This is a genomic window from Aliidiomarina maris (assembly GCF_003987335.1).
In the GTDB taxonomy this organism is placed as follows: domain Bacteria; phylum Pseudomonadota; class Gammaproteobacteria; order Enterobacterales; family Alteromonadaceae; genus Aliidiomarina; species Aliidiomarina maris.
Map to the genome: position 1 here is coordinate 177165 of NZ_PIPK01000004.1, position 14567 is coordinate 191731.

Below are 14567 nucleotides of genomic sequence, written 5' to 3' on the forward strand. Positions count from 1 at the left end.
AGGAGTCACTATGCCAGTTATGGCCGCATTGCCTGATTCAGTTCATACCATTCACTATGACATTAGTGCCGTCGATTGCAACGGTCATTATTTTGACGTCACTTTGCGCATTGCGGAGCCAGACCTCCAAGGCCAGCACCTTCGCCTACCCGCTTGGTTACCAGGCAGCTATATGATTCGCGATTTCGCCAAACATATCGTGAGCTTCAAAGCATGGCACAACGACCAACACCTGGCGGTCATGCAACTCGACAAGCAAACATGGCAGATTCAGGCTAGCGATGGCCCGATCACCATAGCGTATCGCGTGTATGCTAAAGATCTTTCTGTCAGAACGGCCTATTTGGACGACCAATTTGGTTTCTATAACCACAGTGCGCTGTGCCTGGAAGTGATGGAGCAGGACGAATGCCCATGTAGTGTGTCGATTACCCTGCCCGAACACAAGCCAGATTGGCAGCTAGTGACCGGTATGCCGCGATTACAAGGCAGCGAGCCCAAAGCGCATGTATTTAGCGCTGACAACTACCAGCAACTGATAGATTTTCCAGTGCTGATGGGCGACCTGAGTGTTGAAGATTTTATTGTCCACGGCACTCGCCACCGCCTTGCAGTGGCTGGCCGTCACTATGCAGATATGGAACGTATCTGTGCAGACCTAGCCAAGATCTGTGCGGCGCAAATTACCCTGTTTGATGATGACGCCCCCTTTGACGATTATACCTTTATGGTGATGGTGACTGGCGATGGCTTCGGTGGCTTAGAGCACCGAAATTCAACCGCACTCGTGTGTGGGCGTAACGATCTCGTTCACGCGTCGCACTCGGGCTCCAATGAAGGCTATCGTACATTTTTAAGTTTGTGTTCTCACGAATACTTTCACAGCTGGAATGTGAAACGTTTACGCCCACGGGAGTTTATTCCGTTCAATCTGCAAAGCGAGCAATACACCGAGCAACTGTGGTTTTATGAAGGCGTAACGTCCTACTATGACGACCTCATCGTGCATCGCACTGGGCTTTCTTCGCGCAATCAGTATTTAGAGGTATTGGGTAGCACTTTGACCCGAGCGCTTATGGGGAAAGGCCCACAACGTCAACCGTTAACCCTGTCCAGTAAGCTGGCGTGGACCACGTTTTATCAGCAAAACGAAAATGCGGTCAACGCAATATCCAGTTATTACAGCAAAGGTGCGGTTACTGCACTGGGTATCGACCTAATTTTACGCAAATACAGCCGCGGACAATGCGGTCTGGATGACGTGATGCGTCAATTATGGGTTAGCTATGGTCGTGATGAGCGCGGCACGACAATGGATTGCTTACTCGATACCATCATTGAGCTTTGTGGTACCGAAGGTGAAGACGAAATCAGAGCGTTTCTACATCGTGCATTAATGACCACGGAACCGTTAGACGTCGCTGCACTGCTGGCAGATTTCGGTATCAATGCACAGCTCACGGTTGCCCAAAGTGACAATGGACCTTTTGGTAAGGCACCGATGGTGCGCTTAGCGGTGGCACTCGGCGCTAAGTTTAAGGAATCACCCTTAGGTGGGTTGGAATTGGTACAGGTGTACGAAGACGGCAGTGCTTACCATGCGGGTTTATCAGCAGGCGACCGCCTGATAGCGCTGGATAATTTGCAAGTCACAAGTCAAAATCTGGGATTAACAATGAGCCGATTACAGCCTGGAGATAGCATGCAAGTGCATGCATTTCGGCGTGACGAGCTGCATGCTCGCACCCTGACATGGCAAGCGCCAGAGCCTTACAATTGGGTGCTGGAAGAGATCGATAGTGAACAAGCAAAACGGTGGTTGAGCCCTACTTAGGCTCAACCACAATGAAGGTGCTAGCGTGGTGGCAACAGTAACTGCGGGTCAACACGCAACGCTTCCCAATTCATGCGCCAGTCTAAATGCGGGCCTGTTGCCCGCCCTGTCGCACCTATCTCAGCGATTTTATCGCCCTGACTAATTACATCACCCACTGCAACGTCAATCCGGTGTAAATGCAAGAAGCTTGAGAATACGCCATGACCGTGGTCCACAATTAAGGTGCCTCCGGACATCAACATATCGTTGTGGGCTAACACGACAATGCCACCAATCGGTGCATAGACCGGGGTGCCTGTCGGTGCGGCGATATCAATACCCCAGTGCGGCGCGCGAGGTTCACCATTTAAGATGCGCTGCGAGCCATAAACTCCAGAAATTCGACCTTCAGCTGGCCAAATATAGGGCCCAGTAAAATACGTCATGTCACTGCGCACTTGGCGTGCTTGCGCTATTTGCCGATTTTCACGGCGGATGCGCTCTTGTGCCACTGGATCCGGGCTGACGGTTTGTTGCGGCAAACCATCGATACGCTGAATATCAAACTCTCGACTTGCAACGGTCAAAGGAATCTTATGCGCTTGACCATTCGCGGTGACAATTTCTAATTCGTGATTTGGCTCGGCTTCGCGGGCAAAACCCATCACAAAATACCCCGATTCACCCACCGTCAAAGACTCACCGTTTAACTTAACTTGGTTATCCGCCGAGGTTTTTCCAACTACCAGTGCCCCTTGCACTAACTCACCATGTAAAGTGACATGCTGATGCTCAACACTCACTTGCTGTGCTGCATGTGCCATAGTGCTCGTGGCACTGACACCCAAGGCTAAACTCAACGCAGCATATGCTGCAACGGTCAATTTACGCATACCCGATTGCTCCTTTGCCCACACCTTCAAATGCAATCACTTTAACGTCCCCTGCACCCTCTTCTTGCTTGATGCGTTGAGCCAGGTATTCGCTAATGCATTCGACGGTTGAGTCGGTCTCTATCACTGTGTTTTCTTGAACAGACAACGCTAATTCAAATAACCCCTGATCGGCTTGGTAACTATAGCAAATATAAGCGTCCGGTGAAGCGGCTATCGCCTCGCGAGCAAGGCTTGAGAGTTGCATTTGCTCAGCGCTCACAACGTCTTCCTGGGAACCTACGTAAATGTCCTGCCAGCGGGTTGCCCAAAGCTTTTCCAGTCGTGGTGTGCGCATACCGTTGTGGTAAATTTGAATGGCTGAACGGTGGCCGTGGGCAATGCGCTGACAATTACCATCGTGCTTTTTCAAGCCATGGGTGTAATGGTAGTAAAAACCATTAATGTCTTCTGCACGCAACGTCAGTTCAAGACCTGCCACATTAGTCGGCAGTTCGCGCTTAATCACTGCATGCAGGTACGCTTTCACGCTGTCAATATCGACCACATCGGCATCGATAAACGCAAACGCATCCGCTGGACAAAACAAATGAATAGAGCGTGCGTCGGGGCGCATAAAGTCGACCCAATAGCCACTATCGTCATCACGGCGTGTCACATGGGTATAAGGATGCTCAGCCGGTACCGCGAGCTTATGGTCCACGGAATTATCAATAATCGCCTTGATTTGCTTTTTCACGCGACCAAAGTCGAGCACCATAGATTGGTCATTTAAGGTGCCGTCCAAAGTGATATCAACGATCCAGCTTTCACCCACTACTCCGCGCTGCGGGCACAAATAGGAGAAGTCGATTACCGTGAGATCATTTACGAATAATTGCATGCCGCGAGCAGTCCTTAATGAGAGGTCAATAATGAATAGTGATGAAAGCGCTTAGTATATAGGATTCTTAGCGCTGCCACCATTGCCACAGCAAGTGCGCTGCCAGTAGCCACAAAAAACCGCCCATGACACGATCAAACCAATACCCTTTTGCCAGCAGCCATTGGCGCACAACTGGATTACCAAGTAACCATGCCAGCAAACAAAACCAAGCTGCGGTCGCAAGCGCCATATAGACGCCATAGATGCCTTTCACCCAGGTAGGTGTCTGCGGTGCGATAATCGTGGTGAACAACGCTAGAAAAAAGAGCGTGGCTTTCGGGTTCAGCGCATTGGTCATAAACCCAATCACGAATGCTTTGCGATTTGATACCGAAGTTTGTGTGACTGCTTGTAGGTCAATACGCTGAGCCACTGCTGGCGAGCGCATTGCTTGCCAGCCAAGCCAAATAAAGTATAGGCTGGCTAGCACTAATAAGGTTTGGTAAAGCCATTCGGTACGATGAATAATCAGCGCGACGCCAAGCAACGAATACGTAATATGCACTAATATGCCGGTGCCGATACCAATCGCAATAAAACAGCCTAAACGCGCACCGAAGCGCACCGCGTAGCGGCTGGTGACCGCAAAGTCGGGACCGGGGCTCATGACGGCTAAAAGGTGCGCAACAGCGATGGTGAAAAATTCAGCAAAATACATAACAACGACCTTGAGCCCCTGAGGAAAACAACCTAGTATTGATAAATAATTATTTTAAATTGAGAAAAAGTCATGCCTAAAGGGGTTTCACTCAACGCGCTTAGAGTACTGGCAACTGTCGCACAAACGCAAAGTTTTAAGCTCGCGGCACAACGCCTCGGGGTGACTCAGTCAGCGGTCAGTCGCCAAATACAGACCTTAGAAGAACAGCTTGGTATGCGCGTTATCCAACGTGACAACCGTATGCACGATCTCACCCCAGCAGGCAGTCTGCTCGCACCTGAATTGCATCGAATTTTTTCTCAGATAGATGAGCTTATCAGCAGTTTAGTTGAAAACAAAGCGGCAGATCGCAGGCTACTTCGCATCGCATTGCCGGACGCGGTACTCAGCTACTTCATTGCACCGCGGCTTCAGGAATTCTATACCCTGTACCCTCACCTGCGTATAGAGTTTAGCAGCTGCGAAGAATATAGCGGCAGTGAGACTCAACAGCGCCTCGGAACCATGCTATTACACGATCATGTGGATATGGTGATAACCTGTGCCGACCTGGAAGGTAAGCAGCTAATAGCGCAGCACTTGCGGCCAGTATATTACAGCCAAGTCGGCAATCCTGAAGGCGTGCTGATTCGTGTCAGTCCCAGTGACGACCTCGAGAGCATCGGTAGCAAAGCGCCAGCTAACTATACCCATGTCGAAAGTACGTCAGCTGCACTTGCATTAGCCCAAGGGCTGAATGGCTACACCTGGGTGCCTGACTTCATCGCTCAAGGTACACCGAATGGTCTGGCATATCATGCTAACCCGCGAGTTCGCAGTCGTCACCGCCTCAGCTTACAATGCTATTTTGCAAAGCATAAAGAGCTGGAGCTGCCTATCGTCGCTCTCAGCAATTGGCTGCTGCATATTGCACATTGAACAGGCATGGCTGTTAATGCGCGTGACGATGCCATCTGCGTTGCGCCCACTTCTCTAACTCTAAAATTGTAAACAGAATGCAGCCAGCAACCACACATAACAGCCCATGTGTAAGACTTAATGGCGTTGTGTTAAATAATGCCTGCAGCCAACCTTGGTAGGTGAATAGTAGCTGTAATCCAAACACTAAACCAACTGCCAGTAACACATGCCGTGTGCCTTTTAATCCATTAAAAAATAAAGAACTACGGCGTAAATAACGGACACTGAACAAGTAAAACACTTCCATCGCGACTAGCACGTTAACCGCCAAGGTTCGCGCATATTCTTCGCTATAGCCTTGGGCCAATGCCCACTCAAACGCAGTAAAAATCCCCACCGTAAACAGTATGGAAACAAAGATAATTCGCCAAAGCACAAAGCGAGTAATCCAGGGCTCATTTGCGCGTCGTGGCGGGCGTTGCATGGTGTCCGACTCACTTGGTTCGAAGGCTAGCGCTAATGCCAATGCTATTGAGCTCACCATGTTAACCCATAAGATTTGCAGTGGCATGATAGGTAAAGCGAGGCCAATGAGTAGGGCCAGCATAATAGCAAGGGACTCCCCGCCATTCACCGGCAGCAAGAAGGTGATTGCCTTTTTCAAATTGTCATACACAGTTCGACCTTCGCCGACTGCGTCAACGATACTCGCAAAATTGTCATCGGTTAATACCATGTCACTCGCCTCGCGAGCCGCAGCAGTACCGCCCTTACCCATCGCAATGCCAATGTCTGCGCGCTTTAGCGCTGGCGCATCGTTGACACCATCTCCAGTCATTGCGACTATTTTACCCTGAGCCTGAAGCAGGCTAACCAAACGAAGCTTATGCTCGGGTGTGGTGCGTGCAAAAATATGGGTAGTTTCTAATGCGTGGGTTAGTTCTGTGTCGCTAAGTGTGTCAACGTCTTGACCCGTCAACGCTTGCTCTGTCTGCGGTAGATGCAGCAACTTACCAATTGCTTGAGCGGTCTGTACGTGATCACCAGTAATCATTTTGACTGTGATGCCCGCACGATGGCAGGCATCAATTGCCTCAATTGCTTCATCGCGAGGTGGGTCCATAATGGCAAGCAACGCTACAAGTTCGAAATCATATAGATCGTCGTGAGTTAGCGGTTGGCGCTCTACTTGACTGACGACAACCTTTTTGTGTGCTAACGCCAGTACACGATGGCCGCCCTGTGCAAAGTCGGTGATCTGCTGTAGCCAAAATGATGGGTCCCATACCTGGCAATTAGCGGCGCTAACACAGCGTGCCAATATGGCTTCCGGCGCGCCTTTTAGTAAAATAAGTTGTTCAGGACTTTTAGGCTCGGTACACGCATGCATGGTCGCCATATATTTATACCGACTATCGAACGGAATTTCGCTCACGCGAGGCCAGTCTTGAGCTAAAGCATCAAGATCGATGCCCGTCTTATGGGCTAGTGTCAGTAAGGCCCCTTCCATCGGGTCGCCTTCAACTCGATAGTCCCCGTTATCATTCACTAGACGACTTTCATTACACAAACACGCAACGCGGGCAATATCTGTGCGTAGCTGCTCGAAACCTAACTCATTAAAGCTATTGATATGACCCTGCGGTGCGTAACCGTCTCCAGAAACAGAGAATACTTGCCCCGCGGTCGCCAATGACGTCACAGTCATTTCATTGCGGGTTAAAGTGCCGGTTTTATCCGAGCAAATAACGGATACAGCGCCAATGGTTTCCACCGCGGGTAACCGTCTGATAATTGCATGTCGAGACGCCATGCGGGTTACGCCGATAGCCAGTGCGACGGTCAATATAGTTGGCAGCCCTTCAGGTATTGCTGCAACCACTAAGCTCACCACTGCCATTAACATATAAGCAATGGAATGTCCACGGCTTAGGCCAACTATGAACACCAACGCCGCTACTATCAAAATGGCGACCGTTAACGCCTTCGCAAACTGCGCCATCTGACGCAGTAGCGGAGTCGTCAATTGCGCAACATTGGTCAGTAAGCTATTCACTCGGCCGAGCTCGGTTTGGCTCGCGGTTGCTACGACAATGCCCTGAGCTTGGCCTTGGGTAACCAAAGTACCTGCAAATGCCATCCCCTTGCGTTCAGCAAGCGGGGCATTAGTCGCTGAAGCTGATGCGGTTTTGTCTACCGCAATAGATTCACCCGTTAATGCGGCTTCTTGAACCGCGAAGTTTGACACTTTAATGAGCCGGATGTCGGCAGGTACAAGATCACCTGCCTGTAAACTCACTAAATCTCCCCTCACCACATGCTTGCTTTCAAGCTCGCTCAACTGACCACTGCGAATAACTCGAGTGTGTTCAGCCAGCATGCTTTGTATAGAGCGTAAGGCTTGCTCGGCTTTACCCTCTTGATAAAAGCCGATCACGGCGTTAACCATCACCACTGCCATAATCACACCAGCCTCTAACCATTCATGAAGGGCCAAAGCGAGGGCGGCAGCAATCAGTAGTATAATGATGAGTAAATTTTTAAATTGCTTAAAAAAGCGCACCCACACAGGCTCGATTTTTTTACTAGGTAATTGATTAAAACCATCCATTTGCAAGCGTTCAGCGGCTACTTCGTTGGATAACCCAGTGACGCAATCACTACCAAGCGCTGCCGCAATCTCCATCGGCGTCAGTGCGTGCGGAGTCGCTAACTGTTTATCATCATGTGCTGATACCGACTTTGCTGACATGTAATCACCTGTCCCTTTTAGAGCTTAAGCCCCCAATCCTTATAAAAATCACGGGCGAGCGACTCTTGAAAGCGCGGATGCGCAATATTAATCAGCGCTTGAGCGCGCTCTTTGATACTTCTTAGCCGTAAATTAGCCACACCATATTCGGTCACAACATAGTGAACATGGGCACGCGTAGTCACTACCCCAGCGCCCGGTGCCAGCAGACTTGTGATGCGAGATAACGAACCACCTCTCGCCGTTGACGGCAATGCAATGATGGCTTTACCCCCTTTGGCTAATGCCGCGCCGCGCACAAAATCCATTTGCCCACCAACGCCTGAGTAAATCGCGGTGCCTACGGAATCCGCACACACTTGACCGCTCAAATCGACTTGTAATGCACTATTAATTGCGACCGTTTGCTCATTTTTACGGATCACACTGGTATCATTCGTATACTCCACATCCAAGAATGCGACATTCGGATTATCAGCAATAAAATCGTATAGCTTTTGACTGCCCATCGCGAAGGTGGTTACGGTGCGTCCTCGATGTCGGTGCTTGCGACTATTATCAATTGCTCCACATTCGATTAAAGGTAAAATGCCGTCAGAAAACATCTCTGTATGCACACCAAGTTCACGGTGGTTATGCAAGCAACTTAATGTCGCATCGGGTATCGCTCCAATTCCGAGCTGAAGACAATCACCATCATCAATCAGGTTCGCAACCTGGCGCCCAATACTTGCACTGACCTCGGTTTGCGGCGCCAACACGTGTTGATAAACTGGCTGCTCATGCTCAAAGTAGCGATCAAATTCACTAATATGAATAAAGGAATCGCCATGGGTACGTGGCATACAAGGGTTAACCCAAGCAATTTTTCGATGCGCCACCTGCAGTGCAGCTTTGGTGGCCTCAACTGACACACCCAAGCTGCAGAAGCCATGGGCGTCTGGAGCAGAGACCTGTACTAGAACCGCATCCACGCGTTGTTCTCTAGCGCGCATTAACTTGGGAATTTCAGAAAGGAAAATGGGCACATAATCCGCTAGATCATTCGCCACTGCGTCGCGGGTGGTACCGCCAATAAAAAATGCGCGCTGGCGTAGATGCCCACTTAAATTTGGGTTAGCCAGATGCGCGCTCCCTTCAGTATGAAGCTGCAATAAGGTGAGGTTTTTGCGTTGTAGCGCTACGTCGGGCAACGCATCAAGAAGGACAGTAGGCGTTGCAGCCATTGAATGACACCAGATAATGTCATCGTTTCGTAGAATATCTAGTGCCTGTTCTGGTCCACATACTCGCATGGTGAGCCCCTAAAAAATGCTTTAAGTTAGCTTAGCAAATATTTACCAGTAAAAAGATGACATGCATCAATAGCAAGGCATTACAGTAACCAATCAATCGGTAGTAGTGAGAAAAACCTAACCTTAGTTCGTTGCCACCAGTGACTTCTTGGCTCGGTGTCGTGGCGAATAAAATGCCCTTCATTACGCTCTAACCAATACAAACGACCTGTCGGTGATAAGCGCAGTTCATAGGCGTTGAATGGCACATCATAAGTAAAAATACTGGCGGTTTGCTGCGCCAATTCTGGGCTCTCGATAATAAAGCCTAATTCAGTATTTAATTGCGCAGAACGCGGGTCAAAATTAAACGAACCAATAAATACACGTTCACCATCGACCGCAAAGGTTTTCGCATGCAAACTGGTAGCGGCACTGGCAAAGCGTGGTAGTTGGTCATCCGCCACCTCTATTCTGTCAGCGGGGCTAGAACGCATTTCATATAAACGGATACCCGCACGTAACAAGCGCTTGCGCCATTTTGCGTAGCCAGAATGCACAATTGCTACATCGGTGGCGGCATACGAGTTGGTTAGAATATGAATATCCACACCACTATTTGCCATCGCTTCAAGCGCCCTCACCCCCGCTTTGGTCGGTACAAAGTATGGCGATACTAAATACAAACTACGTTCGGGCTGGCCAATCACCTCTTGTATCGCATGGGTGATGAGCTGTTCAGGCTCTGCTAACCCTAACCCTTTGCTCGGATGGTCACTGACCATGCGCGTGCGTGCCCACAGTAAAGGACCTTCTTCGGTCAACATAGCGCGCACCAGTTCTCTGTCTTGCACACTTTGCATAAACAATTCGGTGGCTTCATGCTCTTCAAAGATAGTCGCCATGGTGGAGCGTCGACGCGCCTCACCCATATCACTGGTTAAGCTTTCTAAGGTAAATGATGAATCGCTATTCCAGAATAAATCAAAGTCGCGGGACACATCTGCCACAACCTCACCAATCGCGAGAGCATCCAAATCTGCAAACAAAACCCCGTCCATACCACTAAAGTAGTCGTCGCCTACATTGCGCCCGCCAATAATGGTGGCTTGGTTGTCAGCCGTAAACGATTTATTGTGCATGCGGCGATTAGCACGGCCGAAGTCGGTGATAAAACCAAAGGTGCGTGGACCACGGATTACGAAGGGGTTAAATAAACGAACTTCGATATTTGGGTGCTTATTCAATGCAATTAACTTGGACTCGATGGGCGCGGTATTCAAATCGTCCATTAAGAAACGTACGCGTACGCCCCGGTTCGCCGCATCATAAAGCGCCTGCATCAGTAGCAGACCAGTTTTGTCATCACGCCATATGTAGTATTGAATATCGAGGGATTGCTCGGCCGCGTTGGCCAGCATCATACGCGCGGCAAAGGCATCTTTGGCCTCTGCTAAGGTAACGATTCCACTGTCTCCAGGGTGATGAGCAGTCAGAGGAGTAATTAACTGCCCTAAAGCGGTGTCTGCAGTTGCGAGCGGCGTTAATGCCTGACTTGGGTGGCGAGCACTTAAATCGGGTAACGAGGAACACGCCACTACGCCAATAAAAACGAGTGCGACCAAACCAAATTGACGGAGCCACATCTTACTTATTACGCTCCTGTTCGCCTTGGCGAATCGTCCAAATTAGAAAGCCAGCTAACAGCGCTATAAATGCGACTGGAATAGCCACAAGCATAAATACACCCATGAATTTATATCCTTAGAATGCTCATGTGGTCAGGAATATCGACAACATACTGAGTATGCTGGGATAAATGATCACGCAATGCTTCAAGTGCATCAGGTTCGCCATGCACTAATTGTATCATCGTTCCTGCTTTCAAGGCAGAGCCTTGTAACCAATCTGTGAGTTCCTGATAGTCTGCGTGACCCGATAAACCATCGAGATTACGCACCTTAGCACGAACATCGACCCATTCTCCATGCAATTTGATGCGCTCGCCACCTTGCAGCATTTTGGCGCCACGCGTGCCACCCGCCTGATGACCAGTAAACAGTACCGTGCTGCGATGGTCGCGCAGCCAATGTTTAAAATGGTGCAAAATACGCCCGCCTGTCGCCATGCCGCTGCCAGCGATGATGATATGCGGGCCTGCTTGATTGGCAATTTGTTTTGAGTCTTCGATGCTGTGGGTATAGGTAATGCGAGCTTCCATCTGCTGGCAATCTTGGGCGTTGAGTTTGTGTTGGGTATGAAAGTCTGCATACATATCCGACACCCGAATGGCCATCGGGCTATCTAAGTAAATGGGTAGTCGGGGGATACGCCCCGCGTCCATTAACCGAACCAACATATGCTGAATCAGCTGCGCACGTCCGACTGCGAAGCTTGGGATCAACACAACACCGCCCGCTTTAGCGGTGTCATTGACGACATCGGCTAAATCGTTGAATGGGTCGGTTTGTGCATGGCGTCGATCGCCATAGGTGGATTCAAGCAACAAACAGTCGAGCTCTGGTAGCGGTTTAGGTGGATACATCAAGGTGTCATCAGGCCGCCCGACATCGCCAGAGAAACCGATGCGCTTGCCTGCATGCTCGGCAATCACACTGGCGGCACCTAAAATATGCCCTGCTGGGCGCAATTCAAACTCAATATCACCAATCGAGAAACGCTGCTCGAACTCTACTGGTTGTAGCAGTCGCAGTGCTTTCTTAGCGGTTTCCTCGTCGTAAAGCGGCTCAGGATTGTCATGTCGGCTCATTTGGTGCTTTTTAAGATACTTAGCGTCCTCTTCTTGAATCCTGCCAGAATCAGGCCACAACACCGAACACAATGCCGCTGTGGCAGGATGCGTCCATACCTTGGCGCGGCAGCCATGCTTATACAGCACTGGAACGTACCCGGAATGATCAAGGTGTGCGTGGGTCAGAACGATGCCGTCGACCGCGTCGATACCCAATGCAATAGGCTGCCAGTTGCGTCGCCGTAACCATTTGTAACCTTGAAACAAGCCGCAATCGATAAGTACCCGAGTGGTATCGGTTTCAAGTAAATAACGTGAGCCGGTTACGGTCTCAGCGCCGCCTAAGAAAGTTAAACGCATGCTGTATTCCTTACATGGGCTGGGTTACCGACGCGCCTCTAATGACTAAAGGTGTGCTATGGCATCACTCACGCCATCGAGGCTTAAACGAAACATGCGCCCTTGCATGATTTCGTTAATCAACTGAATCGACTGATAATAGCGCCATCTATCGCGAGGCTGCGGGTTTAGCCACACCGCTTTTGGGTAATGGTCGAGTAACCGCTGCAGCCATACCGCGCCTGGCTCTTCATTCCAATGTTCGACACTACCCCCAGGGTAAGCAATCTCATAAGGTCCCATAGTGGCATCACCGACAATAATAACCTTATAGTCGCTACCGTAAGTATGTAGTAGATCAAACAATAGCAGTTGTTGGTCAAAGCGGCGCCGATTATCTCGCCATACCCCTTCATAGATGCAGTTATGAAAGTAGAAAAACTCGAGGTGCTTAAACTCACTGCGGGCGGCGCTGAATAACTGCTGGCACTCCATAATATAGTCATCCATAGAGCCGCCAACATCGAAGAACAGTAACACTTTAACCGCGTTATGACGCTCAGCCTGCCATTGCAGGTCAAGCAATCCCGCTTGACGCGATGTTTCACGAATCGTACCGGCTAAATCCAGCTCTAAAGCAGCACCAGAGCGTGCAAAGCGACGCAGCTTACGCAAAGCCAGCTGCATATGGCGGTTGTCTAAGGTGGCGTCATCGTCAAAGTCTTTAAACTCGCGTTTATCCCACACTTTCACCGCGCGTCGGGCGTGCGACCCTTCTTGGCCAATGCGAATGCCCTCGGGATTATAACCGTAGGCGCCAAAGGGTGATGTGCCCCCAGTGCCGATCCATTTATTACCGCCTTGATGGCGCTTTTGTTGTTCAGCTAAGCGTTCCTTGAACTTTTCCAACAGGCGCTCTAGGTCACCTTCGCCCTGTAACGCTTCCAGATCTTGTTGGCTAAGGTCTCGCTTTAGCGCATTTTCAAGCCAATCTTTAGGAATAGCATCCGCAATGTCAACGCGCTCGACACCGGCAAAATAATCCGCAAACGCACGGTCGAATTTATCATAGTGACGCTCATCTTTTACCATGATCATGCGGGCTACAGTATAGAAGGCATCGATATCGGCAAATACCACTTGCTGCTCTAAAGCTGCATTCAAATCCAGCAGCTCAGTGATTGAACAAGGTAGCCCGTAGCGGCGCAAGCACTCAAAAAATTGAACCAGCATTAGCGCCCCTGACGACGGCTCATAAAGGCCAGCTTTTCTACCATCTCAATATCTTGTTCATGTTTGAGCAACGCCCCAAACATCGGCATCAAGCCACCTTTTTGTTGGCTGTCGCGCAGTTGTTCAGCGCTCATGTCTTCGGCTAGCAATAGCTTCAACCAATCCAGCAACTCCGACGTCGACGGCTTTTTCTTCAAGTTCGGGGTCTCGCGCACATCAAAAAATACTTCTAATGCCGTAGTGAGTAAACGCGACTGAATAGCAGGAAAATGAACATTGACGATATCACGCAGCATCGCTTCATCTGGGAAGCGAATATAGTGGAAAAAGCAGCGCCGCAAGAAAGCGTCTGGCAGCTCTTTCTCATTATTTGAAGTAATAATCACGATCGGGCGCTGCATCGCTTTTATCTGCTCGCCAGTTTCGTACACATGAAAGGCCATCTGATCGAGTTCATGCAGCAAGTCATTCGGAAACTCGATATCTGCTTTGTCAATTTCATCAATCAGCAGCACGGGCCGGGTGTCACTGGTAAATGCCTGCCACAACTTACCGGGGCGAATATAATTGGCAATATCATGCACTTTATCGCTACCAAGCTGGCTATCACGTAATCGCGACACCGCATCATACTCATACAGCCCTTGTTGCGCCTTGGTGGTGGATTTAATCTGCCACTGTAATAACGGCGCACCTAAAGCGCTAGCCAGCTCTTCGGCGAGGCGAGTCTTACCGGTACCTGGTTCTCCTTTTAACAACAGTGGCTTCTGTAACGTAACGCACGCATTGACTGCCAAAGCCAGCTCGTCACTCACAATGTAAGAATCAGTACTCGAAAAAACTGCCACGTCAAAATCCTCAATGGTTAGTTACAGCACAAACCCGTGCTTTGTTCGCAATATCATACGCGTTTCTTACGCCAACCCCAAACCTCTGGCGGGACGAAAACATGGCAAAAAAAACACCGCCTGCCATACAGGTCGGTGTTTCTTATATGAGGCAAAATGCCCCTTAAATCTGAA

At 49.7% G+C, this 14567-nt stretch carries 11 protein-coding genes; 2 read left to right on the forward strand and 9 right to left on the reverse strand.

What is annotated here, in order from left to right:
• The first annotated feature begins 10 nt into the window (after positions 1-10).
• Entirely contained in the window at positions 11-1834 is a 1824-nt protein-coding gene (locus CWE07_RS06345) for a M61 family metallopeptidase (protein WP_241974081.1), read from the forward strand.
• Between the two features lie 20 nt (positions 1835-1854).
• Here the strand turns inward: CWE07_RS06345 and CWE07_RS06350 are convergent, their stop codons facing one another.
• The 3 genes from CWE07_RS06350 to CWE07_RS06360 form a co-directional block, all read right to left on the reverse strand.
• Positions 1855-2709 (reverse strand): M23 family metallopeptidase, encoded by an 855-nt coding sequence (locus CWE07_RS06350; protein WP_111569047.1) that lies wholly within the window; start codon positions 2707-2709, stop codon positions 1855-1857.
• Positions 2702-3592, reverse strand: coding sequence for a 6-carboxytetrahydropterin synthase (locus CWE07_RS06355; protein ID WP_111569048.1), 891 nt, complete (start codon positions 3590-3592; stop codon positions 2702-2704). The genes CWE07_RS06350 and CWE07_RS06355 overlap by 8 nt, the downstream gene beginning before the upstream one ends.
• Positions 3593-3659: 67 nt before the next feature.
• Complete coding sequence (locus CWE07_RS06360; RefSeq protein ID WP_111569049.1) at positions 3660-4292, reverse strand: LysE family translocator; 633 nt, start codon at positions 4290-4292, stop codon at positions 3660-3662.
• Positions 4293-4364: 72 nt separating this feature from the next.
• Here CWE07_RS06360 and CWE07_RS06365 point away from each other — a divergent pair, with 72 nt between their 5' ends.
• Complete coding sequence (locus tag CWE07_RS06365) at positions 4365-5213, forward strand: LysR family transcriptional regulator (protein WP_111569050.1); 849 nt, start codon at positions 4365-4367, stop codon at positions 5211-5213.
• 13 nt (positions 5214-5226) lie between these two features.
• Here the strand turns inward: CWE07_RS06365 and CWE07_RS06370 are convergent, their stop codons facing one another.
• The 6 genes from CWE07_RS06370 to CWE07_RS06395 form a co-directional block, all read right to left on the reverse strand.
• Positions 5227-7947, reverse strand: coding sequence for a cation-translocating P-type ATPase (locus CWE07_RS06370; protein WP_198679889.1), 2721 nt, complete (start codon positions 7945-7947; stop codon positions 5227-5229).
• 17 nt (positions 7948-7964) lie between these two features.
• The gene (locus tag CWE07_RS06375; RefSeq protein WP_111569051.1) at positions 7965-9242 is read right to left on the reverse strand and encodes an acetyl-CoA hydrolase/transferase family protein; all 1278 of its coding nucleotides are present in this window, start codon (positions 9240-9242) and stop codon (positions 7965-7967) included.
• Positions 9243-9322: 80 nt separating this feature from the next.
• Positions 9323-10867, reverse strand: a complete 1545-nt coding sequence (locus tag CWE07_RS06380; RefSeq protein ID WP_111569052.1) for a phospholipase D family protein — start codon at positions 10865-10867, stop codon at positions 9323-9325.
• Between the two features lie 110 nt (positions 10868-10977).
• The gene (locus CWE07_RS06385; RefSeq protein ID WP_111569053.1) at positions 10978-12333 is read right to left on the reverse strand and encodes an MBL fold metallo-hydrolase RNA specificity domain-containing protein; all 1356 of its coding nucleotides are present in this window, start codon (positions 12331-12333) and stop codon (positions 10978-10980) included.
• Between the two features lie 45 nt (positions 12334-12378).
• The gene (locus CWE07_RS06390; RefSeq protein WP_111569054.1) at positions 12379-13545 is read right to left on the reverse strand and encodes a vWA domain-containing protein; all 1167 of its coding nucleotides are present in this window, start codon (positions 13543-13545) and stop codon (positions 12379-12381) included.
• Positions 13545-14393: an AAA family ATPase gene (locus CWE07_RS06395; protein ID WP_111569055.1), complete on the reverse strand. Its 849-nt coding sequence runs from the start codon at positions 14391-14393 to the stop codon at positions 13545-13547. The genes CWE07_RS06390 and CWE07_RS06395 overlap by 1 nt, the downstream gene beginning before the upstream one ends.
• Positions 14394-14567 lie beyond the last annotated feature (174 nt).

Coding starts and splice junctions, on each gene's coding strand:
- CWE07_RS06345 (WP_241974081.1), top strand. CDS start 11: ATGCCAGTTATGGCCGCATTGCCTGATTCAGTTCATACCATTCACTAT.
- CWE07_RS06350 (WP_111569047.1), bottom strand. CDS start 2,709: ATGCGTAAATTGACCGTTGCAGCATATGCTGCGTTGAGTTTAGCCTTG.
- CWE07_RS06355 (WP_111569048.1), bottom strand. CDS start 3,592: ATGCAATTATTCGTAAATGATCTCACGGTAATCGACTTCTCCTATTTG.
- CWE07_RS06360 (WP_111569049.1), bottom strand. CDS start 4,292: ATGTATTTTGCTGAATTTTTCACCATCGCTGTTGCGCACCTTTTAGCC.
- CWE07_RS06365 (WP_111569050.1), top strand. CDS start 4,365: ATGCCTAAAGGGGTTTCACTCAACGCGCTTAGAGTACTGGCAACTGTC.
- CWE07_RS06370 (WP_198679889.1), bottom strand. CDS start 7,947: ATGTCAGCAAAGTCGGTATCAGCACATGATGATAAACAGTTAGCGACT.
- CWE07_RS06375 (WP_111569051.1), bottom strand. CDS start 9,242: ATGCGAGTATGTGGACCAGAACAGGCACTAGATATTCTACGAAACGAT.
- CWE07_RS06380 (WP_111569052.1), bottom strand. CDS start 10,867: ATGTGGCTCCGTCAATTTGGTTTGGTCGCACTCGTTTTTATTGGCGTA.
- CWE07_RS06385 (WP_111569053.1), bottom strand. CDS start 12,333: ATGCGTTTAACTTTCTTAGGCGGCGCTGAGACCGTAACCGGCTCACGT.
- CWE07_RS06390 (WP_111569054.1), bottom strand. CDS start 13,545: ATGCTGGTTCAATTTTTTGAGTGCTTGCGCCGCTACGGGCTACCTTGT.